The organism is Tsukamurella sp. 1534 (assembly GCF_000312385.1).
Classification (GTDB): Bacteria; Actinomycetota; Actinomycetes; order Mycobacteriales; family Mycobacteriaceae; genus Tsukamurella.
The window spans coordinates 408,783-430,290 of the sequence record NZ_HE997627.1 but is presented as its reverse complement, the minus strand read 5'-3'; the positions used below and the strand labels follow the sequence as shown (position 1 = coordinate 430,290).

At 72.1% G+C, this 21,508-nt stretch carries 17 protein-coding genes; 14 read left to right on the top strand and 3 right to left on the bottom strand.

What is annotated here, in order from left to right; translation table 11 throughout:
* Nucleotides 1-5: 5 nt before the first annotated feature.
* The 10 genes from BN39_RS14415 to BN39_RS14370 all read left to right on the top strand — a co-directional run bounded on the left by BN39_RS14415 (nt 6) and on the right by BN39_RS14370 (nt 12,157).
* Nucleotides 6-2,471 carry a circularly permuted type 2 ATP-grasp protein gene (locus BN39_RS14415; RefSeq protein ID WP_019203129.1) on the top strand — a complete coding sequence of 822 codons (2,466 nt, stop codon included), beginning with the start codon at nt 6-8 and terminating at the stop codon, nt 2,469-2,471.
* Nucleotides 2,462-3,379 (top strand): transglutaminase family protein, encoded by a 918-nt coding sequence (locus BN39_RS14410; RefSeq protein ID WP_019203128.1) that lies wholly within the window; start codon nt 2,462-2,464, stop codon nt 3,377-3,379. The genes BN39_RS14415 and BN39_RS14410 overlap by 10 nt, the downstream gene beginning before the upstream one ends.
* Before the next feature lie 15 nt (nt 3,380-3,394).
* On the top strand, nt 3,395-4,501 hold the full coding sequence (locus BN39_RS14405) for a hypothetical protein (protein WP_019203127.1): 1,107 nt from the start codon (nt 3,395-3,397) through the stop codon (nt 4,499-4,501).
* Entirely contained in the window at nt 4,498-5,880 is a 1,383-nt protein-coding gene (locus BN39_RS14400) for an AAA family ATPase (RefSeq protein ID WP_019203126.1), read from the top strand. Before BN39_RS14405 ends, BN39_RS14400 begins: the two co-directional genes overlap by 4 nt.
* A 104-nt stretch (nt 5,881-5,984) precedes the next feature.
* Nucleotides 5,985-8,657 carry an alanine--tRNA ligase gene (gene alaS / locus BN39_RS14395; RefSeq protein ID WP_019203125.1) on the top strand — a complete coding sequence of 891 codons (2,673 nt, stop codon included), beginning with the start codon at nt 5,985-5,987 and terminating at the stop codon, nt 8,655-8,657.
* Nucleotides 8,658-8,660: 3 nt separating this feature from the next.
* Complete coding sequence (ruvX, locus tag BN39_RS14390) at nt 8,661-9,146, top strand: Holliday junction resolvase RuvX (RefSeq protein ID WP_019203124.1); 486 nt, start codon at nt 8,661-8,663, stop codon at nt 9,144-9,146.
* A gap of 32 nt (nt 9,147-9,178) precedes the next feature.
* A complete protein-coding gene (mltG, locus tag BN39_RS14385) occupies nt 9,179-10,393 on the top strand; it encodes an endolytic transglycosylase MltG (protein ID WP_019203123.1) in 1,215 nt (404 codons plus the stop codon).
* Entirely contained in the window at nt 10,390-11,214 is an 825-nt protein-coding gene (locus BN39_RS14380; protein WP_237741699.1) for a shikimate dehydrogenase, read from the top strand. Before mltG ends, BN39_RS14380 begins: the two co-directional genes overlap by 4 nt.
* Complete coding sequence (locus tag BN39_RS14375) at nt 11,211-11,621, top strand: thioesterase family protein (RefSeq protein ID WP_019203121.1); 411 nt, start codon at nt 11,211-11,213, stop codon at nt 11,619-11,621. Before BN39_RS14380 ends, BN39_RS14375 begins: the two co-directional genes overlap by 4 nt.
* A 122-nt stretch (nt 11,622-11,743) precedes the next feature.
* Nucleotides 11,744-12,157, top strand: coding sequence for an A24 family peptidase (locus BN39_RS14370; RefSeq protein WP_019203120.1), 414 nt, complete (start codon nt 11,744-11,746; stop codon nt 12,155-12,157).
* A 1-nt stretch (nt 12,158) separates the two neighbouring features.
* Here the strand turns inward: BN39_RS14370 and BN39_RS14365 are convergent, their stop codons facing one another.
* Complete coding sequence (locus BN39_RS14365; RefSeq protein WP_019203119.1) at nt 12,159-14,213, bottom strand: CocE/NonD family hydrolase; 2,055 nt, start codon at nt 14,211-14,213, stop codon at nt 12,159-12,161.
* Nucleotides 14,214-14,425: 212 nt separating this feature from the next.
* Here BN39_RS14365 and BN39_RS14360 point away from each other — a divergent pair, with 212 nt between their 5' ends.
* The 4 genes from BN39_RS14360 to BN39_RS14345 are packed head-to-tail and all read left to right on the top strand — an operon-like array spanning nt 14,426 to nt 19,558.
* Complete coding sequence (locus BN39_RS14360; protein WP_019203118.1) at nt 14,426-15,517, top strand: LLM class flavin-dependent oxidoreductase; 1,092 nt, start codon at nt 14,426-14,428, stop codon at nt 15,515-15,517.
* The gene (locus BN39_RS14355) at nt 15,517-16,545 is read left to right on the top strand and encodes an MsnO8 family LLM class oxidoreductase (protein WP_019203117.1); all 1,029 of its coding nucleotides are present in this window, start codon (nt 15,517-15,519) and stop codon (nt 16,543-16,545) included. Before BN39_RS14360 ends, BN39_RS14355 begins: the two co-directional genes overlap by 1 nt.
* Nucleotides 16,530-17,870 (top strand): NtaA/DmoA family FMN-dependent monooxygenase, encoded by a 1,341-nt coding sequence (locus tag BN39_RS14350; protein ID WP_040768012.1) that lies wholly within the window; start codon nt 16,530-16,532, stop codon nt 17,868-17,870. Before BN39_RS14355 ends, BN39_RS14350 begins: the two co-directional genes overlap by 16 nt.
* 56 nt (nt 17,871-17,926) lie before the next feature.
* Nucleotides 17,927-19,558: a class I adenylate-forming enzyme family protein gene (locus BN39_RS14345; RefSeq protein ID WP_019203115.1), complete on the top strand. Its 1,632-nt coding sequence runs from the start codon at nt 17,927-17,929 to the stop codon at nt 19,556-19,558.
* On the opposite strand, the gene BN39_RS14340 is transcribed toward BN39_RS14345, so the two are convergent.
* Both BN39_RS14340 and BN39_RS14335 read right to left on the bottom strand, forming a co-directional pair.
* The gene (locus tag BN39_RS14340; RefSeq protein ID WP_019203114.1) at nt 19,555-20,568 is read right to left on the bottom strand and encodes an LLM class flavin-dependent oxidoreductase; all 1,014 of its coding nucleotides are present in this window, start codon (nt 20,566-20,568) and stop codon (nt 19,555-19,557) included. The two genes, BN39_RS14345 and BN39_RS14340, sit on opposite strands and share 4 nt — an antisense overlap.
* Nucleotides 20,568-21,485 carry an ABC transporter substrate-binding protein gene (locus BN39_RS14335; RefSeq protein WP_019203113.1) on the bottom strand — a complete coding sequence of 306 codons (918 nt, stop codon included), beginning with the start codon at nt 21,483-21,485 and terminating at the stop codon, nt 20,568-20,570. Before BN39_RS14335 ends, BN39_RS14340 begins: the two co-directional genes overlap by 1 nt.
* Between the last annotated feature and the right edge of the window lie 23 nt (nt 21,486-21,508).

Here is a 21,508-nt window from a genome sequence, read left to right as displayed (position 1 = left end):
GAGCTGTGACGCTCGAAGGTCTCCGCGAGCTCGACGGCGACGCCCTGCGCCGCCTGTCGGGCCGCGTCGACGGACTCATCGACGACGAGGGCATCACCTACAACGCCCTCGACGCGATCCCGCCGCAACACCTCGACCCCGTCGAACCGGGGCCGTGGCGCCTCGATCCGTTGCCGGTGCTGTTCGGCACCGAGGAGTGGGAGGCCCTCGCCAAGGGGGTGGCGCAGCGGTCCCAGCTGCTCGACGCGGTGCTCAAGGATTTCTACGGCGAGCAGCGCATCGTCGGCACCGGCCTGGTGCCGCCCGAGGTTCTGTTCGCGCACCCGGGGTACATCCGCCGCGCGGTGGGTGTCCCGTCGCCCGGCCCGCGGTCGCTGTTCCTGCACGCCGCGGACGTCGGCCGCCCGGCCGGTGCCGGGGCCGACGGCTCGGGGCCGTACGCCGTGTACGCAGACCGCACCCAGGCGCCGTCGGGCGTCGGCTACGCGCTCGCCGACCGCCGCGTCACCTCGCGTGCGCTGCCGAGGGAGTTCCGCGCCGAGATGCCCCGCCCGGTGTCCTCCTTCGCCGCCGCCCTGCGGGTGCAACTCCTCGAATCGGCGCCGCCCGGCGCCCAGGACCCCACCGTGGTGGTGCTCAGCCCCGGCTCGTTCTCCGAGACCGCGTTCGACCAGGCCTACCTCGCTTCCGTGCTCGGCTTCCCGCTGGTCGAGGCGTCCGACCTCACCGTGCGCGACGGGGGCCTGTACATGCGGGCCCTCGGCCGGATGAAGCGGGTCGACGTGGTGCTGCGGCGCGTGGATTCGGAGTTCTCCGACCCGCTCGACCTGCGCACGGACTCCCGCCTCGGCGTGGTCGGGCTCGTCGAGATGATGACCCGCGGGGCAGTCACCGTGGTCAACACCCTCGGCTCCGGCGTCCTCGAGAACCCCGCCCTGCACGCCTACCTCCCCGAGCTCTGCCGTGCCCTGCTCGACGAGGACCTGCTGCTCGACTCGACGCCCACGCTGCACGCCGCGACGCCCGCCGGCCGGGCGGCGCTCGACGGTCCGCTCGACGACGCCCTGGTGATCGATTTCGCGACGGGCGAGCAGGTGGTGGGCGGCCGGCTCACCGCCGCGCAGGCCGAGACGCTGCGGGCGCGCATCGCCGCCGATCCCACGGTGTGGTGCGTCAAGACACTGGTGCCGTTCGCCACCGAGCCCGCCCTGGACCGCGGCGTCGAGGTCGTGGACCGCGGCTTCGGGCTCCGGGTGTTCTCCCTGGGCCAGGAGGCGGGGTACTCGGTGCTCAGCGGCGGCCTGGGGCAGGTGCTGCTGGACGGCGACGAGGGGGCCCGGATGCACTCCTCCCGCGCCCGCGACGTGTGGGTCCCGGCGGGGGAGGAGGCCCGCGCCGTACGGGTCACCACCCAGTCGCCTCGGGTCACCGCGATCGCCGCGAGCGGACCCGTCGCCACCCCGCGCGTGCTGTCCGACCAGTTCTGGATCGGCCGCTACGCCGAACGCGCCGAGGCGATGGTGCGCCTGCTCACGGTGGCGCACGACCGCAACCAGGAGTTCCGGCACCGTCCCTGGCAGCCCGGCGCGGCGGCCCTGCAGCCGCTGCTCGACGCGGTGGTCGAGGTGTCCGTCACCGAGGAGCTGGGGCGGATCGTCGTGGAGGGGGCGGAGCAGTCCGACGTGGTCTCCTGCCTGCGGCGACGCACCCTGGACCCCGACGTGCCCGGCACCGTCGCGCATTCGGGGATCCGGCTGCGGGCCTGCCTGCGAGCGGTGCGCGATCAGATGTCGACCGACACGTGGCTCGTGCTCAGCGGCGCGGAGCGCTCCCTCGGGCGGCTGGCCGCGGTCCGCGGCGACGAGGGCGACCAGCTGGACCAGACGCTCGGCGAGGTGCTGGTGTCGCTGCTGGCGTTCTCCGGCCTCGCGCGCGAGTCCCACGTCGAGGACCCGGGCTGGCTGATGATGGACGCCGGCCGGCGGATCGAGCGGGCGCTGCAGCTGTGCGCGCTGACCGCGTCGGTCGTGGTTCCCGAGGCGGAACCCGAGGTCGAGGCGGGCATGCTCGACGCGTACCTGGTGGCGGGGGAGTCCGCGGTCACCTACCGGCGGCGGCACCGGGCGGTGCTGCGGGTGGGCGCCGCGGTGGACCTGATGTTCTTCGACGCGACCAACCCGCGCTCGCTCACCTTCCAGCTCGACGCCCTGGCGCACGACCTGCAGCGGCAGCCCGACGAGCTGCGCAGCGCCGCCGCCGAGCGGGTGGTCACGGACCTGCAGGCGCGGCTGCGGCGGTTCGACACCGCCGACGCAGAGACCGTGACGGACGGCCGCCGCGCCGAGCTCTCCGGTCTCCTCGACGCCGTGACCGACGGTCTCCGGGAGGTGTCCGACGTGCTCGAACGGACCCGGTTCGCGCTCCCGGCGGAGGCCCGGCCGATCTGGGTGGGGGTGCCGGCATGGGCCTGAGCTTCTCCCGCCGGACCGCCGATTCGGCCACGCGGCGGTACCGGGTGGTGCACGAGACCACCTACGGCTACGACGCGGAGGTCACCTCCAGCTACGGGCGCTGCTACCTCACCCCGCGCGAGCTGCCGGAGCAGCGCGTCGCCGAACACGAGATCGTGATCGGCCCCGAGCCCGGTGACCGCTCCGAGGGCCGCGACGCGTACGGCAACACCGACACGTACTTCCACGTCACCACCCCGCACACGGAGCTCACGGTGCGCGGTGAGTCCCTCGTGGAGGTCGACCCGCTCGCCGCGTCGATCACCGACGAGGGGCCCGCGCTCGCCCCCTGGGAACTGGCCCGGCCCGTCGGCGAGGCGGGGGCGCTGGCCGCCCAGTACCGGCTCGACCAGCGGCCGCCCGAGATCGACGACGCCGTTCGCGCCTACGCGGATGCGATCTTCACCCCGGGGAAGCCGCTGGTGGAGGCCGTGGAGGAGCTCACCACGGGGATCTACACGGACTTCGAGTACAAGTCCGGCGCCACCAACGTGTCCACCCGCGTCGCCACCGTCATGGAACGCCGCGAGGGCGTGTGCCAGGACTTCGCCCGGGTCGCGATCGCGTGCCTGCGGTCCAAGGGGCTCGCGGCGCGCTACGTCTCCGGCTACCTGGCCACCGAACCGCCGCCCGGCCAGGACCGCGTCGTCGGTGCCGGCGCGACGCACGCGTGGGCGGCCGTGTGGCTCCCCGGCGACGTCTGGCTGCCGTTCGACCCCACCAACAACAAGTTCGTCGACGAGCGGCACGTGACCGTCGCCTGGGGGCGCGATTACGAAGACGTCCCACCTCTGCGCGGGGTCATCTACACGGAATCGTCCGGGTCGAAGATCCATGTCTCCGTGGACGTCGCACCCCTGGTCTCCTGAGGTAGGTTGGAAGCGATGGTTGCCGCGCTGGGTTTCGAATCGACGCAGGCGGCCCTCACCGCGGTCGAGGGGCTCCTCGCACGCCGGGTGGGGGCGCCGGTGGACCTCGGCGAACCCGAGGATCTGGGCGGTTCGGGCCGCACGCTCGTGCTGCGGGCGCGGGTCCTGCACAACAACCCGCTGCTGCCGCGGACCGTCGTGATCAAGCAGCTGCGCGCCGCCGATCACATCGACGCCGACCACGCCGAGGCCTTCGCCCGCGAGGGCGCCGCGTACAAGTTCGCGACGGCCCTGCCGGTGGAGTCCCGGCCCGGCCCGCAGCTGCTCGCCTCCGATGCCGAGGCCAAGGTCCTGGTCCTGCAGGACCTGGGCGACGGCGAGACGATGACCGAGCTGCTGGGACGCACCGGCTCGTCGCAGGTGCCCACCGTGTTGTCCGCGTGGGCGCAGGCCCTCGGGCGGATGCACTCGGGCACCTACGGCCGCGAGATCGACCTCTCCACCCTGGCCCGTCGCGAGCACACCGACTCCCGCAACGACCCCGTCGCGGGGGAGTTCGAGCGGGCCGCCACCCTCGTGCCGCAGGCCCTGGGCGGCGTCGACCAGGCGGCCAGGGACGCACTCGACGCCGCGGTCGCGCTGTTCACCGGCGGCGCGTTCCGCGCGTTCAGCCCCTCGGACGTCGGGCCCGAGAACACCCACGTCGTGGGCGGCGCGGTCCGCTTCCTCGACTACGAGTGGGCGGGGTTCCGCGACGGCGCGCTCGACGTGGCGTACGCCCTGCTCACCTACCCGGACTGCACGCCCGACGGGCACTCGCCCGATCTCGACGTCGCCATCGTGGAGGCGTGGCGTTCCGAGGTCGTCCGCCTCTGGCCGCGCCTCGCCGACGACGTGGCGCTGCGCCGGCACCTGTCCACCGCCAAGCTCGCCTGGCTGACCCTCGCCACCTTCTGGGCCCTCGGCCTCGACTCCGCGAGCCGGATCGACCCGGGGCACCTGGAGAACCTGTCCGCGTGGTCCGGGGAGGAGCTCGCCCGGCGCTGGGAACGGCTCGCCGCCGCCGACCCCCGGATCGCCGACTTCGCCGGAACCGCCGCCGCGGAGGTCCGCACGCAGTGACCGACTCCCTGTTCGGCGACGACGGGGACCTCGGCACGCCCGGAACGGCCCGCGATCCGCAGTCCCAGGGGGCGGTGGATTTCGTCCCCACCCACACCGGGACCCCGCTGGCCGTGCGGATGCGGCCGCAGACCCTCGACGAGGTGCTCGGCCAGGAGCACCTGCTGGGTTCCGGAACCCCGCTGCGCCGCCTCATCGACGGTGCCGGGGCCGCCAGCGTGATCCTGTACGGTCCGCCCGGCACGGGCAAGACGACGATCGCGTCGCTCATCTCCGGGGCCACCGAGCGCCGGTTCGAGGCGCTGTCGGCGCTCTCCGCCGGGGTCAAGGACGTGCGCGCGGTGATCGAGATGGCGCGCCGGCGGCTGCTCGTCGGGGAGCAGACGGTGCTGTTCATCGACGAGGTGCACCGCTTCTCCAAGGCCCAGCAGGACGCGCTGCTGGCCGCGGTCGAGAACCGGGTGGTGCTGCTCGTGGCCGCGACCACCGAGAACCCGAGCTTCTCCGTGGTGTCGCCGCTGCTGTCCCGGTCGCTGATCCTGCAGCTGCGGCCGCTGGAACCGGAACACGTCTCCGAACTCATCGACCGCGCCCTCGCGGACCCGCGGGGCTACGACGGTGCGCTCACCATCTCCGACGAGGCCCGGGAGCACGTCGTGCGACTCGCGGGCGGCGACGCGCGGCGTTCCCTCACCGCGCTGGAGGCGGCTGCGGACGTGACCGCCGGGGCGGGGGAGGGCGAGATCACGCTCGAGTCGGTCGAGTCCTCGATCGACACCGCGGCGGTCCGCTACGACCGCGCCGGCGATCAGCACTACGACGTGATCAGCGCCTTCATCAAGTCGATCCGCGGCTCCGATGTGGACGCCGCGCTGCACTACCTGGCGCGGATGATCTCCGCGGGCGAGGATCCGCGGTTCATCGCCCGGCGACTGGTGGTGCACGCCTCGGAGGACATCGGGATGGCCGATCCGCAGGCACTGCTCGTGGCCACCGCGGCGGCCCAGGCGGTGCAGCTCATCGGCATGCCCGAGGCGCGATTGGCGTTGGCGCAGGCCACGATCCACCTCGCCTCGGCCCCCAAATCGGACGGCGTGGTCGCCGCGATCGGGTCGGCGATGGCCGACGTCGCGGCCGGGAAGTCCGGCGCCGTCCCGCCGCACCTGCGCGACGGTCACTACGCGGGGGCCGAGAAGCTCGGCAACGCCCAGGGCTACGTCTACCCGCACGGCGTGCCGGGCGGCGTCGCGGCGCAGCAGTACCCGCCGGACGACCTCGTGGGGGTCGACTACTACGAGCCCACCGACCACGGGTTCGAGCGCGAGATCGGGCCGCGGGTGTCCCGGCTGCGCGGCATCATCCGGCGCGGCCGCGCCTGAGCGCGCACCCGGTGCACGACTGCGACCGAACGCGTTCGCGAGCCGGGGGTACTCCTCGGTAAGGTTGATCAGTCGCCACATAATCGAGGACGCGAAGGATCGCTGTGCAGACCCATGAGATTCGGAAGCGGTTCACGGACCACTTCGTCAACGCCGGACACACCCAGGTGCCGAGCGCTTCGCTGGTCCTGAACGACCCGAATCTGCTGTTCGTGAACGCCGGCATGGTGCCGTTCGTGCCCTTCTTCCTGGGCCAGCAGACGCCGCCGTACGACCGTGCCACCTCGATCCAGAAGTGCGTGCGCACCCTCGACATCGAGGAGGTGGGCATCACCACCCGCCACAACACGTTCTTCCAGATGGCCGGGAACTTCAGCTTCGGCGACTACTTCAAGCGCGACGCGATCCGGTTCGCCTGGAGCCTGCTCACGAACCCCGTCGACGAGGGCGGATTCGGGATGGACCCCGAACGCCTGTGGTCGACGGTCTACCTCGACGACGACGAGGCCCGCGATCTCTGGCTCGAGGTGGGCCAGGTGCCCGAGCGGATCCAGCGCCGCGGGGTCAAGGACAACTACTGGTCCATGGGCGTCCCCGGCCCCGCCGGCCCGTGCTCGGAGATCTTCTACGACCGCGGACCCGAGTTCGGCGTGGAGGGCGGCCCGGAGGCCGACGAGGACCGCTACATCGAGATCTGGAACCTCGTCTTCATGCAGAACCGTCGCGGCGAGGGCGGCGGCAAGGAGGACTACGAGATCCTCGGCGAGCTGCCGAAGAAGAACATCGACACCGGCATGGGCGTCGAGCGCGTCGCGTTCATCCTGCAGGGCGTCGACAACGTGTACGACACGGATCTGCTGCGCCCCGTCATCGACCGCGCGCAGGAGCTCACCGGCCGGAAGTACAACGACGGGGACCCGGAGCACGACCGGTTGTTCCGCGTGATCGCCGACCACACCCGCACCGCGGTCATGCTCATCGAGGACGGCGTGAACCCCGGCAACGACGGCCGCGGCTACGTGCTGCGCCGGCTGCTGCGCCGCATCGTCCGTTCGGCCCGCCTGCTCGGCGCCACCGGCGAGACGATGGGCGCCTTCGTCGACACCGTCATCGCCACGATGACACCGTCGTACCCGTCGCTGGCCGACGACGCGCAGCGCATCCGCACCGTCGCCACCGGCGAGGAGGCCGCGTTCCTCAAGACCCTGGAGCAGGGCACCACCCTGTTCGGCAACGCGGTCGACTCCACGAAATCGGCCGGGAGGACCGTGCTCTCGGGCGATGACGCCTTCACGCTGCACGACACCTACGGCTTCCCGATCGACCTCACGCTGGAGATGGCCTCGGAGGCCGGGCTCACCGTCGACGAGGGCGGCTTCCGCGCACTCATGGCCGAGCAGCGCCAGCGCGCCAAGGAGGACGCCACCGCGAAGAAGTCCGGGCACGCGGACCTCTCGGTGTTCCGTGAGTTCCTCGACCGCGGGCCCACCGAGTTCACCGGATTCGACGAGCTGTCGTCCGATGCGCAGGTCCTCGGCCTCATCCGCGACGGTGTGCGGGTGCCCGCCGCGCAGCAGGGCGACGATGTGGAGATCGTGCTCGACCGCAGCCCGCTGTACGCGGAGGCGGGCGGGCAGCTCGCCGACATCGGCACCATCACCACCGCCGCCGGCGCCCAGATCGTGGTCACCGACGTGCAGCGCGTCGCGAAGACCGTGTGGCGGCACCAGGGCACCGTCGCCGCGGGAGAGGTGAACGAGGGCGACCGGGTGACGGTCGCTGTCGACGCCACCCACCGGCACGGCAGTACCCAGGGCCATTCCGGCACCCACCTGGTGCACGCCGCGCTGCGGCAGGTGTTGGGCCCCAACGCCGTTCAGGCCGGCTCGCTCAACCGGCCCGGCTACCTGCGGTTCGACTTCCGCTGGTCCGGCGGCCTCACCGAGCAGCAGCGCGCCGATATCGAGCAGGTCACCAACGAGGCGGTGCAGGCCGACTACGGCGTGCACACCGAGGTGACCGATCTGGAGTCCGCGAAGAAGCGCGGCGCCATGGCCCTGTTCGGCGAGAACTACGGCGATCGGGTGCGCCTCGTGGAGATCGGCGGGCCGTTCTCGCTGGAGCTGTGCGGCGGCACCCACGTCGCGAGCTCGGGCCTCGTCGGCCCGGTCACGCTGCTCGGGGAGAGCTCCGTCGGTTCCGGCGTGCGCCGCGTGGAGGCCTACGTGGGCCTGGACTCGCAGCAGTACCTGGCCAAGGAGCATGCGCTGGTCTCGGCGCTGTCGTCCTCGCTCAAGGTCCCGTCCGAGGAGGTGCCGGCCCGCGTCGAATCGCTGGTGACTCGCCTCAAGGACGCGGAGAAGGAGCTGGAGAAGCTGCGTGCGCAGGCCGCGCTGTCGGCGCTGTCGGAGCTCGCCTCGTCGCCCGAGCGGGCCGGCGCCGTGCGGCTGGTCGCCGCGCGCGCCCCGGCGGGCGTCACGGCGGGCGAGCTGCGCGGCCTGGTCACCCAGCTCAAGGGCCGCCTCGGCGGCGACGCCGCGGTGATCGCCCTGTTCGCGGTCGACGGTGAGAAGGTGCCGTTCGTGGTGGCCGTCAACGACGCCGCCCAGGACCTCGGGGTCAAGGCGGGCGACGTGGTGAAGGCCGCGGCCCCGGCGATCGGCGGCCGCGGCGGCGGCAAGGGGGACATGGCCCAGGGCGCCGGCTCGGACGCCTCGGGGATCGACGCGGCGCTGGCCGCGGTGCGGTCCGAGGTCGCCCGAGTGGCGGGCGCCTAGTCGATGGCGAGCGGACCCGGCTGGGAACGCGGCCGGCGCCTCGGCCTCGACGTGGGCAAGGCCCGGATCGGAGTCGCGATCTCCGATCCGGACGGTCTGCTCGCGACGCCGGTCGAGACGGTCCGCGCCGCCTCGAACGGCTCCGACCTGCGGCGCATCGCGCAGATCGTGACCGATTACGAGCCGGTCGAGATCGTCGTGGGGATGCCGCGCACGCTGCGGGGCGAGCACGGCGCGTCCGCGCGGATGGCGGAGGAGTTCGCGGCGCGGCTCGCCGGGGTGCTGGATACCACGACCGCAAACCCGCCGCAGGTATCTTTCTCAGATGAGCGCTTCACCACGGTGACCGCGCAGCGCGCGCTTCGGGACAACGGGGTGCGGGCGAAGCAGCAGCGAGCGGTGATCGACCAGGCCGCCGCCGTCGCCATCCTGCAGGGGTGGCTGGACGAGCGGCGACCGAGGATCGATCCCGAGGAGGTCGGTGAGTGAACGACGGGTGGAGAACCGAACGTGCTGAGCCCGTGCCCGTCGGCCGGGCCGGCGGCCGGTCGGAGCGCCGCCGGGCGGCCCGGCAGGCGCGGATCCGTCGGCGCCGCCGCGTGGCGCTGCTGTCGGTGGTGCTGATCTTCCTGGTCGTCGCGGGCGGTGTGCTGTGGTCGGTGCGCGGTTCGCTGTTCGGTAAGGACGCTCCCGAGGACTACCCGTCGGGGCAGGCCGGCCCCGAGGTCGTCGTGCACATCACGGGCCAGAACAACTCGGACTTCGGTCGCAGCCTCGTGGAGGCGGGCGTCGTGAAGTCCACCGGCGCCTTCAATCGGGCGGCGGGGAACGAGCCGATCTCCGCCGGCTACTACGAGCTGCGCAAGCAGCTGTCGGCGAGCGAGGCCGTGGACATGATCGTCGACCCGGCCCGGTCGCACCGCGTCGGCATGCTGGGGGTCGCGCCCGGCGCCCAGCTGGACGACAAGCGCAACCGGGACAACAAGGTCGCGCCCGGCATCCTCAGCGGCCTGTCCGCCGCGACCGCGCACACCGAGGGCGGCGCGAAGAAGAAGATCTCCAAGGAGGAGTTCATCCGCGTCGCGGCCACGGCGAGCCCCACGGAGCTGGGCGTCCCGTCGTGGGCCACCCGCGCGGTGAACGCGCTGCGCGGCGACCACCGGCGCCTCGAGGGCCTGATCGCTCCGGGCGTGTGGGAGGAGGTCGACCCGTTCGGCACTCCGCAGTCGATCCTCAAAGCCCTGATCACGGCGTCCACCGAGCGCTACGAGGCGCAGGGGCTGCTCAACGCCAGCACCACCTCGGCGGCGAAGCTGGACCCGTATCAGGTGCTGGTGTCCTCGTCGATCGTGGAGCGCGAGGTGAACCAGGCCGACGACTACCCGAAGGTCGCGCGGGTCATCCTCAACCGCCTCGCGAAGAACCAGAAACTGGAGATGGACTCCACGGTCAACTACACCGAGGCCATCACGAGCATCGACGTGGCGGGCGAGAAGCTGCTCAAGAAGACCGAGTGGAACACCTACGCCAAGACCGGCCTGCCGGCCACGCCCATCGGCGCCGTCGGGAACCCGGCGCTGCTCGCCACCGAGAACCCGACGCCCGGGCCGTGGCTCTACTTCGTGACCGTCGACGACAAGGGCACCACCCTGTTCACCGACGACTTCGCGCAGCACGAGCGCAACCGGCAGAAGGCGTGCGACGCCAAGTTCCTCTCCGTCGGGTGCGGCGGGTGACGAGCCCCGCCCGACGGGCCGCCGTGCTCGGCAAGCCCATCGACCACTCGCTGTCGCCGGTGCTGCACGGCGCCGCGTTCGCGGCGCTCGGCCTGGACTGGACGTACGACCGGGTCGAGTGCGATGCGGAGTCCCTTCCGGGGTTGGTCGGTGGGTTCGGCCCGGAGTGGGTCGGGGTGTCGGTGACGATGCCGGGCAAGTTCGCGGCCCTCGATTTCGCCGATGAGCGCACCGATCGCGCGGTCCGCGTCGGCTCCGCGAACACGCTGGTGCGCGCCGACGGCGGTTGGCTCGCCGACTGCACCGACGTCGACGGGGCTGCGGGCCTCCTCGACGAGTGCGGTGCGACGGGGGAGTCGGCGGTCGTGGTCGGCGCGGGCGGCACGGCACGTCCGGTGTTCGCCGCGCTGGCGGACCGCGGCTTCCTTCGGGTGACGGTGCTGTCCCGCTCGGAGGAGCGCGCCCGGGGCGCGCTGGAGTGTGCCGAGTCGTTCGGGCTGGCCGCCTCGTGGGCGGCGCTCGCGGCGGCCGGGGTGCCCGAGGCGGGCGTCGTCGTCTCCACGCTGCCGGGGTCGGCGCAGCCCGAGGACTTCCCGCTCATGGACGCGCTGAGCTCCGCGGCACCGGCCGTCGCCGACGTGGCCTACGACCCGTGGCCCACGCTCCTGGTCGCGGCCGCCGAATCCAAGGGCGCCCGCACCGCGGGCGGCCTGACGATGCTGCTGCACCAGGCCTTCCGGCAGGCCGAGCTGTTCACCGGGCGGCCCGCCCCGCGCGCCGCGATGGCGGAGGCACTCGACGCGGCGCGGGCGGCGCGATGACCGACTTCCGCTACCGGTTCCGGCCGCGCTACTACGAAATCGACCGCCAGGGCGTCATGTTCAACATGTGGTACCTGGGCTACGTGGACACGGCGGTGACGGAGTTCTACGCCGACCGCGGGATGAGCTACGAGGGGTGGCTCGCCGCCGGCTTCGATTCGCAGGTGGTGCACGTGGAGTTGGACTACGCCGCGGGCCTCACCGACGCGGAGGACGCCGAGCTGGTGATCACCCCGGGCCGGATCGGCACCAAGAGCTACACCCTGGAATTCGCGTTCCTCGTCGGGCTGGGCGAGGCGGAGCCGACACGGGCGGTGGCGGGCCGCATCGTGTACGCGGTGATCGCGGCCGACGGTTCCGGCTCCATCCCGGTGCCGGATCGCCTGAGAGCGGTGCTCGAGGCCTGATCCGCTTCGCGAATCTTCGCCGGAGAGGTGACTCGCGGCCATAGTGGCCGCGGACGCCCTCTGCCGTGCATTTTCGCGGGGTTCCGCTGCGCGGACCCCCGCCTCCGGGGAATGCTGACCGGGTGGAGTGGGGGCTCTTCGGGGGATTCCTGGCGTGGTGCGCCGCGCTGTGCTGGTTCGACGTGCGACAGCGGCGCCTGCCGAACGTGCTCACCCTGCCCGGGGCTGCGGTCGCGCTCCTGGCCTGCTGCCTGTTCGCCGCCGACGGTGACTGGTCCGCTCCGGGCGGCGCGGCGGTCTGGACCGCGATCAACGCGCTCGGCTTCCTGGGCCGCGGGATGGGGGCGGGCGATGTGAAGCTCGCGCCCACGCTCGGCGCCGCGGTCGGATGGTCCTGCGGCGCGGCGGCCGTCCTGCCCGCGGTGCTCGGAGCCCAGGTGATCACCCTGGCGTGGGCCGCCGTCGCCCGAGACCGCACCGTGCCACACGGCCCCGCGATGTGCCTCGCCGCGGTCCTCGTCGCGACGCTCGGGTGATCTACGGCAGAGGGCGGTCCGACGGCACCACCAGGTAGCTGGGCCTCGTCGGGTCGATCAGCACGTGCTGCGGTTTGTACTGGCTCAGCGCGGCGACCGGCCCGAGCGGCGCGGCCTTGGTCAGGTTCAGGGCGAACACGTCCACGCGCAGCCGGTGCCCCGGCCTGAGGATCGCCGATGTGGCGTGCGACGCGATGTCGAGCTCCACGACCTGCCCCGGCTTCACCGTCTGCCGCTTCGCGATGTCCATGGCGTAGGTCGGGGCGGCGTAGTCGCCGGCCGCCGTCTTGATGCTCCGCGCCTCGTCGATCTGCCGGACCGAGGTGGTGAGCTGGCCGGAGCTGATCACCTCGGAGCGGCCGTCGGGCGAGACGTCGGTGATCATGATGTTCCAGTACGCGTCCTGCGCGTCCTGGGTCGTGGTGAGGTGCAGGTTGATCGGGCCCGAGACCACGGTGTTCTTCGCGACCGGCTTCGACGAGAAGGTCAGGCCGTTCATCTCCGCGACCCGGTTGTCCGCGGTGCAGCCCTGGAACACGAGCGCTCCGATCATCGCCTGGCCCGTGTCGTTGGAACACAGGGTGGACAGGCCGGGGCCCACGGTGCGCCGCGCGGGGATCTTCGGCGGCGCGGTCTGGAGGCTGTTGTCGCTCAACGATCCCGGGGCCGACCCCGAGGTGAGGCCGGAGAGGTACATGCGCTGGTACTGCTGGCCGGGCTCGGGGAACGTGTCGCCCTGCCACCAGCCGCCGCCCTTGCGGTGCAGCGTGACCGGGGCGTAGTTGTCGATGCCGTTGTCGACGTCCTTGAGCCACTTGTCGAACCACGCCTTCTGCAGCACGTCGACGCGGGTCGGCTGGTCCACGCCGCCCATGTCGTGCGAGGCCGTGCCGTGGAAGCCGTCGCTCATGATGAGCTTCTTCTTGCTGGTCGGCAAGCTGCTCAGTTCGGTCGGCAGTCGCCACTCCGAGTTGGTGAAGATGTCGTGCCAGGCGCCGATGGCGAAGGTCGGGGTGGTGACCTTCTCGAGCGGTGTCACCATCGCCCGGCGCAGGTCCGCGCTCGCGGTGAGCAGCTCCTGCGCCTTCGGTGTCGCCTGCTCGGGGTTCGGGACCAGGAGCGCGGACAGGAGGTCGGGGATGTAGGTGATCGGGTTCTGGATGCGGTCCTGCAGCCACCTCCAGTCGAAGGTGCCGTTGAGCAGCGAGCGCAGGTCGGGGATCATCTTGAGCGTGTTGACGGCGGTGAGCCAGGGGAGCGCGAAGCCCAGCGCGACACCGCCGCCCGGGGCCAGCGCGTCGTTCATGATGTCCGCGCCGGGGACCACCGGGAACAGCGCCTGCAGGCCCTTCGGGTTCTTGGACGCGGCCTGCAGCTGGTTGATGCCCGAGTAGGACATGCCGTTCATGCCGATCCGGCCGTTGGTCCACGGCTGCGTGCGCACCCAGTCCAGGGCCTCGATCGTGTCGTCCTGTTCGCGCGGCCCGAAGAGCTGCCACACGCCCTGCGAGTTGCCGGTGCCCCGCACATCGAGGACCACCTGGGTGTAGCCGTTCTGGACGAGCTTGGGGTCCACGCCGAAGGAGTTCGCGACGCCGCTGTTGAGCATGTCGCGCAGGTCGTTGACACCGGCGATGGGGGTCCCGGCGAAATTGAACAGGTTGAGGAACCGGATCATCGCGTCGGTGAGTACCGGGACGTTGAGGGCCAGCATCGCGATCGTGGTGAGGAGCTTCGTGTACGGCGTCACGTTCAGGAGGGTGGGCGTCTTCGCCGTGATCGCGTTCCCGGCGGCGTCGGCCGGCCGGTAGATGTTCGCGCGCAGCACGGTCCCGTCGGACATCGTGATCGGCACGTCCCATTCGGTGCTCATACGCGGGTACTTCGTGGGTGCCTCGTGCGAGGCGATCCACTCGGGGTTGATCATGCCGGCCACCCCGGATCCCGGCTTCCAGGGCTCGGCGCTCGTCTCCGGCGCGCGGAGTGCGGGTGCGGCGGTGGCGATCAGGCACGCCGCGACGAGGACGCCCAGGGGCTTGAGTAGAGCCGACTTCATCCGCGTGGTTCCTCCGGCCTTCCCTCTGTGGGATCGCATACACCGTGGACGGTAGCGTATCGAGTCGCGTAAGAGAACGTTCACTCACTTGATTCCCATTCTGTGGGATTGCACAGTCCGGCCGTAGCGCCGTGGCGGTGTGCGCCTCGCGGTTGGAAGCACGCTGAGCGCAAGGGGTTACACCCGCGGGCCGGCCGCATACCGTCGTTCCCGTGACCGCGTCGACCACTCGTCCTGTCCTCGGGATCGCCCTGGAGCCCTTCGGCTGGCATCCCGCAGCGTTCGCCGAAGTGGGAGCGGATCCACTGGAGGCCACCTCCGCGGAGCATTGGGTTGGGCTGGCCCGCTCCGCGGAGGCGGCCGCCGCCGACTTCGCGACCTTCGAGGACTCGTTCACCCTCACCGCCCGCGACCGGCTCACCGGACGCTTCGACGCCACCCTCCTCGCCGCGCGCGTGGCACCGTCGACCGCCCGGATCGGCCTGGTTCCCACCGTGACCGCCACGCATACCGAGCCTTTTCACGCCTCGAAGGCCGTGGCCACCCTCGACCACGTGAGCGGCGGCCGGGCCGGCGTCCTGCCCGCCACCACGGGGCGCGGCGAGGACGCGGCGCTGTTCGGCCGCAAGGAGCCGCAGGATCGCCGCAGCCGGAACCGCGAGGCGCACGAGTACATCACCGTGCTCCGCGACCTCTGGGACAGCTGGGAGGACGATGCCGTGATCAAGGACGCCGCCACCGGGCGGTACATCGACCGGGAACGCCTGCACTACATCGACTTCGAGGGGGAGCACTTCTCCGTCAAGGGGCCGTCGATCACCCCGCGGCCGCCGCAGGGGCGGCCCGTGATCGTGGTGCGCGTCGCCGACGCCGAGAGCGAAACCCTCGCGCACGCCGCCGATGTCGCGATCCTGGCCTCGGGAACCGACGAGGAGTTGGGTGCGACCGCCGTGCGGCTCCGCGCGGCGGGTGTTCCGCGGGTACTCGCCGACGTCACCGTCCACCTCGCCGATTCGGAGCGAACGGCCCTGCGGCGCATCGACAAGCTCGATCGACGAGAACCGTACGTCGACGACGCGCGGGTCTATGCGGGCACGGGGGAGGGGCTCGTGGACCTGATCGCCGGCTGGCGGTCGGTCGGGCTCGACGGTGCGCGGCTGCGTCCCGGCGTCAACGCCGTGGACCTTCCGCGGCTGCGCGACGCGTTCGCGCCACTGCTCCCGGGGGCCGCCGGCACGGGCACGTTCCGCGAGATCCTCGGCCTGGAGCGGCCGGTCAGCCGATTCGCCGTGAAGGGCGCGTGATGACGCGGCTGGACATCCTCGACCTCGCCCCGATCCCCGAGGGCGGCACGCCCGCGGAGGCGCTGCGCAACACGCTCGACCTGGCGCGCCGCGCCGAGGACTGGGGCTATCACCGCTACTGGGTCGCGGAGCACCACTTCGCGCACGTCGCGAGCGCGGCCCCGGCCGTGCTCATCGCGGAGATCCTCGCCGCGACGAACCGGATCCGCGTCGGCTCCGCCGCCGTGCTCATCGGATTCACGACGGCCCCCGCGGTCGCGGATGCGTTCGGCGTGATCGCCGCCCTGCACCCGGGACGCGTGGACATCGGGCTCGGGCGCACCGGGCAGCGCCTGCGGACCCCGACGCCGGGCGCGCCCGCACCGGCTCCCGCCATCGTCGCGGGGTACGAGACGCTGTACCACCCGGGGGCCGAGCCGCCGGGGTTCTCGGAGCAGGTCGGTGATGTGCTCGCCCTGCTCGACGGGGCCTACGAGGCGGGCGGACAGGTTCTGCGATCGCCGGTGGCCGAAGCCGCCGCGGGCAGCCCGGTGTGGATCTTCGGCAGCAGCGCGGGGGAGAGCGCACGGCTCGCCGGGGCGCTGGGCCTGCCGTTCGTCGCCAACTACCACGTCAGTCCGGCCACCACGGTCGAGGCGGCCGGTGCGTACCGGGAGGCGTTCCGGCCCTCCGCGTCCCTGGCCGCGCCGTACGTGGTGGTGAGCGCCGACGTCGTCGTCGCGGATTCCGCCGCGGAGGCGAGGCGCCTGGCCGCCGGGTTCCCGGCGTGGGTGCACTCGATCCGCTTCGGCGGCGGCGCGGCGCCGTACCCGCGCTCGAGCGACGAGCTCTCCGAGGAGCAGCGCCGCGCAGTGGCCGACCGGACTGAGACGCAGTTCGTCGGCGACCCGGGCACCGTCGCCGAGGGGCTCGCCGCGCTCGTGGAACGGACAGCAGCAGACGAGGTGGTGGTGACCTCGGTGACCCACGACCACGCCGCGCGCCTGCGCAGTCACGAGCTCCTCGCCAAGGAATGGGGACTGCTGTGACCGGGATACCGGTGCGGGAAGGCGCACAGCGCAAGCCGATCCACCTCGCGGCGCACTTTCCGGGCGTCAACCACAACACCGTGTGGTCCGACCCCGCCGCGCGCAGCCAGGTGGAGTTCGACTCGTTCACCTACCTCGCCAGGGCCGCGGAACGCGCCCGGTTCGACTTCTTCTTCCTCGCCGAGGGGCTGCGGCTGCGCGAGCACCTGGGCAGGATCCACGATCTCGACGTGGTGGGCCGCCCGGACACGTTCACGGTGCTCGCCGGTCTCGCCGCGGTGACGGACCGACTGGGCCTGGCCGGCACCATCAACACCACCTTCAACGAACCGTTCGACGTGGCACGGCAGTTCGCGACCCTCGACCACCTGAGCGACGGCCGAGCGGCGTGGAACATGGTGACCAGCTCGGACGCCTTCACCGGCGCCAACTTCCGGCGGGGAGGCTTCCTGGACCACGCCGACCGGTACCAGCGCGCCGACGAGTTCGTCACCGTGGCCCGGGAGTTCTGGGACGGCTGGGGCCGCGGGGACGTGGTCCACCGCGGCCCCGGGTTCGACGTGCGCGGCGCGGCGCCGCTGCCGCGGAGCCCGCAAGGGCACCCGGTCCTGCTGCAGGCGGGCGATTCCGGCGAGGGCCGGGACTTCGCCGCCGGCCGGGCCGACGCGATCTTCACCCGCCACGGCACCCTGGAATCGGGCCGCGCCTTCTACGTCGACGTCAAGGCGCGAGCGGCCGGGCGAGGCCGGAATCCCGAGCATCTCAAGGTGTTCCCCGGTGCCGCCGCGGTCGTCGGCGACACCCCGGAGGAGGCCGCCGATCTGGCTCGGCACATCCGCCGACGCCAAGTGGGCCCGCAGACTGCGCTCAACTTCCTCGAACAGGTGTGGGGCCGCAGTTTGCAGGGCTTCGACCCCGACGGCCCCCTTCCCGACGTGGAGCCGGTGTTCGACACCCGGGTGGTGCAGGGCCGGGTCCAGCACGCCGATCCGCGCGCGGTGGTGGCCACCTACCGCGAGCGCGCCGAGGCGCGGGGACTCTCGATCCGCGAGCTGGTGATCGAACTCAACACCCGGCCGCAGTTCGTGGGAACGCCGGAGCAGGTGGCGGACGAGATCGACACCTTCATCCAGGCCGACGCCGCCGACGGCTTCATCCTGGTGCCGCATCTCACGCCCACGGGCCTGGATGCGGTGTTCGACCGCGTGGTCCCGATCCTCCAGGAGCGCGGCGCATTCCGCGCGGAGTACGAGGGCGACACCTTGCGGGAGCACCTGGGGCTCCCGGTCCCGCGCCTCGAGGACGCCGCCCGTCGCACCGGTTAGTTCCGGTTCACCCGAATCGGAGGGCGCGGAGGGCCCGCACCCACTACCGTTCGGTCATGGGCTCGAACGAGATGAACACGGGCATGCGGCCCGACCTGTCCGGCGTCGATCCGCTCGCCGCGAACCTCACCCACCGGGTGTGCGTCGGTGACCTCCCGACGAGGGCGGCACACCAGTACGGCGACCGCGCCGCGGTGGTGGACGGCGACACCGTGCTCTCCTTCGCCGACCTCGAGGCCCGCGCGAACGGCGTGGCGAGGGGCCTGCGCGAGCGCGGACTGCGGCGCGGCGACGCCGTTGCGCTGCAATTGCAGAACCGCTGGGAGTTCGTGGTCTCCTTCTTCGCTCTCGCGAAACTCGGCGTGGTGGCGATGCCGCTGAACCTGGCCCTCTCGCCGGACGATGTGGCGTACCAACTGGCCGACAGCGGCGTGCGCGCCGTCATCACCGAGGAGGCGTTCGTACCGGGGCTCGGGGCGGCGCTCGGGGCCGCCGACGGCGCGCGGGTCGAGTCCGTGTTCGTCGCCGGCGAGGCACCGTCGACCGTGCACGACGTGCCCGCCGCGCCGTTCGCCGCCCTCGCGCACGCGGACACCTCCACGGTGGAGGTGATCGTCGAGGACCGCGACGTGCTGCACTGCCTGTACACCTCCGGCACCACCTCCCGGCCCAAGGGCGTGGTCACCAGTCACGTCGCGGTGCAGGTCGGCGTGCTCACCACGGCCATGACCATCGGCCTGCGCCCCGACGTCACGCCGCCCGTGCAGCCGATCGTCCTACCGCTGTTCCACGTGACCGCCCTCGACGTGCTGCTGCTGCCGACCCTGCTCGCCGGCGGCACCGCCGTGCTGCTGCGCGGCTTCGACCCCGCCGCCGTGGTCGCGACCTTCGCTGAGCACCGGGTCACCCACATCGCCCTGCTGCCGATGATGTGGGCCGCGATCCTGGGCCAGCCCCGGCTCGCCGACGTCGACACCACGTCGCTCGTCACGGGGTTCTACGCGATGGCCCCGATGCCGGAGGAGCTGCTCACCCGGCTGCGGCGGGCGTTCCCGTCGGCCGCGATCATCCTGGGCTCGGGGCAGACCGAGACGACGCCGCTGTCGGAGATGCAGTGGCCCGGCCACCAGGGCGTCAAGGACGACTCCTGGGGGCCGGCGGTCGCGACCACCGACATCGCGATCATGGGCCCCGACGGTGCGCTGCTCGCTCCCGGCGAGGTCGGCGAGATCGTCTACCGCACACCGCAGCTGATGGAGGGCTACTGGAACAACCCCGCCGCGAACGCGGAGGCGTTCGCGCACGGCTGGTTCCACGGCGGCGACATCGGATACCTCGACGACGACGGCGTCGTGTGGTTCACCGACCGGTCCAAGGACATCATCAAGTCCGGCGGCGAGAACGTGTCCTCGGTGGAGGTGGAGCGGGTGCTCCTCGGCCACGACGACGTCGCCGAGGTCGCGGTCGTGGGTACCCCGCACGAGCGGTGGGGCGAGGCCGTGACGGCGTTCGTGGTCACGCCGCCGTCCGCCGACCCGGACGCCGACCGCCTCATCGCCTACGCCCGCGAGCTGCTGGCCGGTTTCAAGGCGCCCAAGGAGATCGTGTTCGTGGACCAGCTGCCCAAGACCGCGACGGGCAAGATCCAGAAGCACCTGGTGCGCACCCTGCGCGAGACGATGACCTAGGCGGAGCGGGGCCGGGCGGCCTCGCGGAGCCTCGGGACGAGGGAGACCGCGTCGGTGAGGATCTGCTCGTAGTCGCGGACGTCGAACTCGTACGGCAGCTCCAGCCGCAGCTCGGTGACGCCGGCCAGCGCCGCATCGGTCGCGAGCCGCTCGGCGATCTCCGCGGTGGACCCCACCAGATCCTCCGCGAACAGGGTGCGCCGGTCTCCGTGCGCGGAGAGCGTCCGCTCGTGGCGCGACCGCGCGTACGCCCGGTACCGCTGCGCGGTGGCCCGGTCCGCACCGTCGGTCGGCACGATCACCCGCCCGACCGCGACCCGTCGTCCCGCGCCTCCCGCGGAACGGAACTCGTCGATCAGCCGCTGCTGCACGACCGCGAAATCGTCGGAGTCGATTCCCGCCCCGGACACGATGTTCCCGGTCAGCAGATGCAGGCCGTTCGCCCCCGACCACCGCGCCGAGGACAGGCTGGTACCTCCGTACCAGGCTCTCTCGGCCAGGCCCGGGGCGTGCGGCTGCAACCGGGGTCGCTGCACGTTCCCGGGCGACTCGATACGGGTGTCGGGGGCGCCCAGGTACGCGCCGCGCAGGTGGTCGACGGTGCGCGCCACCCGCTCGTAGCCCAGGTCGTACTCCGACGGGTCACCGTCGAACACCACGCCCGCCAGGAGGTCCGCGTGCGGCATGCCCGTGGAGAACCCGGCCTGCACCCGCCCGTGGGAGAGCGCGTCGGCGAGCGAGAGGTCCTCCGCGAGCCGGAAGGGGTTCTCGTAGCCGATGGGGATGACGGCGGTCCCGAGCTCGATCCGCGAGGTGCGCTGCGATGCCGCTCCGAGGATGACGGCGGCCGACGAGATGCCGTGCTCCAGGTGGCGCTGCCGCACCCATGCGCCCCGATATCCGAGGTCCTCGCCGAAGCCGATGAGACGCAGCGTGTCCTCGAGTCCCGCGGAGGGATCGTCGTCCCGGTAGTTGCCCGGCGTGAGGAAGGCGAGCGATTCGATCGGCATCAGAAGCCGGCCTGTGGGTTCACCTCGGAGCGGGGCACCGCCGAGGACGGCACCTGCCACTTCTCGAAGAGCCTGCGGTATTCGCCGCGTTCGATGAGGGCGTTGACCGCCCGGCTGATCGCGGGCGCGAGCGGTGAACCCTTCGCCGTCACGAAACCCACCAGCGTTGTGGAGTACTCGCCGAGGAACCTCGTGCCCGGGACCTTCGACGCGAGGTAGCGCAGCGAGAGGGTGGGGCCGAAGTAGGCGTCGGAGCGGTTGTTCTGCAGGCTGAGGATGATCGCGCCCTGCTCGTCGAGGTACTGGACGGTGTACGCGGGCTTGCCCTTCGAGGTGCACTGCGCGGTGCCCTTCTCCAGGATCTGCTGGAAGGTGGTGCCGGACCCGGTGACGATCCGCTTGCCGCACAGGTCCTCCAGCGTCCTCACCTCGGTGAGCCCCGACCGCTCCGAGCCGACGAAGGCCTGCCCGTCTGTCAGGTACGTGGCGAAGTCCACCACCTCCAGACGCGGCTTGGTCACGCCGAAGTTGCTCTGCCCCACCTGGTACCGACCGTTCTGCACCCCGGGGATGATCGTGGAGAACGTGCCGATCTCCGGCTTCCAGGTGATCCCGAGCGCCTTGCCGACGGCGTTGCGCAGGTCCACGTCGAGCCCCACCTGGGTACCCTCGGGCACCTCGCCGATGTGCGGCAGGTTGTTCACGCCGGGAAAGCGGGTGGTGCCCAGGGTGAGCTCCGTGGTCCCGGGCGGCAGCAGGGCCCGCGCCGCGGGGTCCACCGCGACGGACGAGACCACGTCCTCCGTGGGGATCGGGTAGGTGGAGCTCTCCGTGACGGGGTTCGACGGTCCGCCGCACGCCCCGAGCAGCGTCACGGAGGCGAGGACGGACAGGGCGAGCAGGGCGCGGCTGCGCATGGTTTCTCCTTGCGGGGGACGGT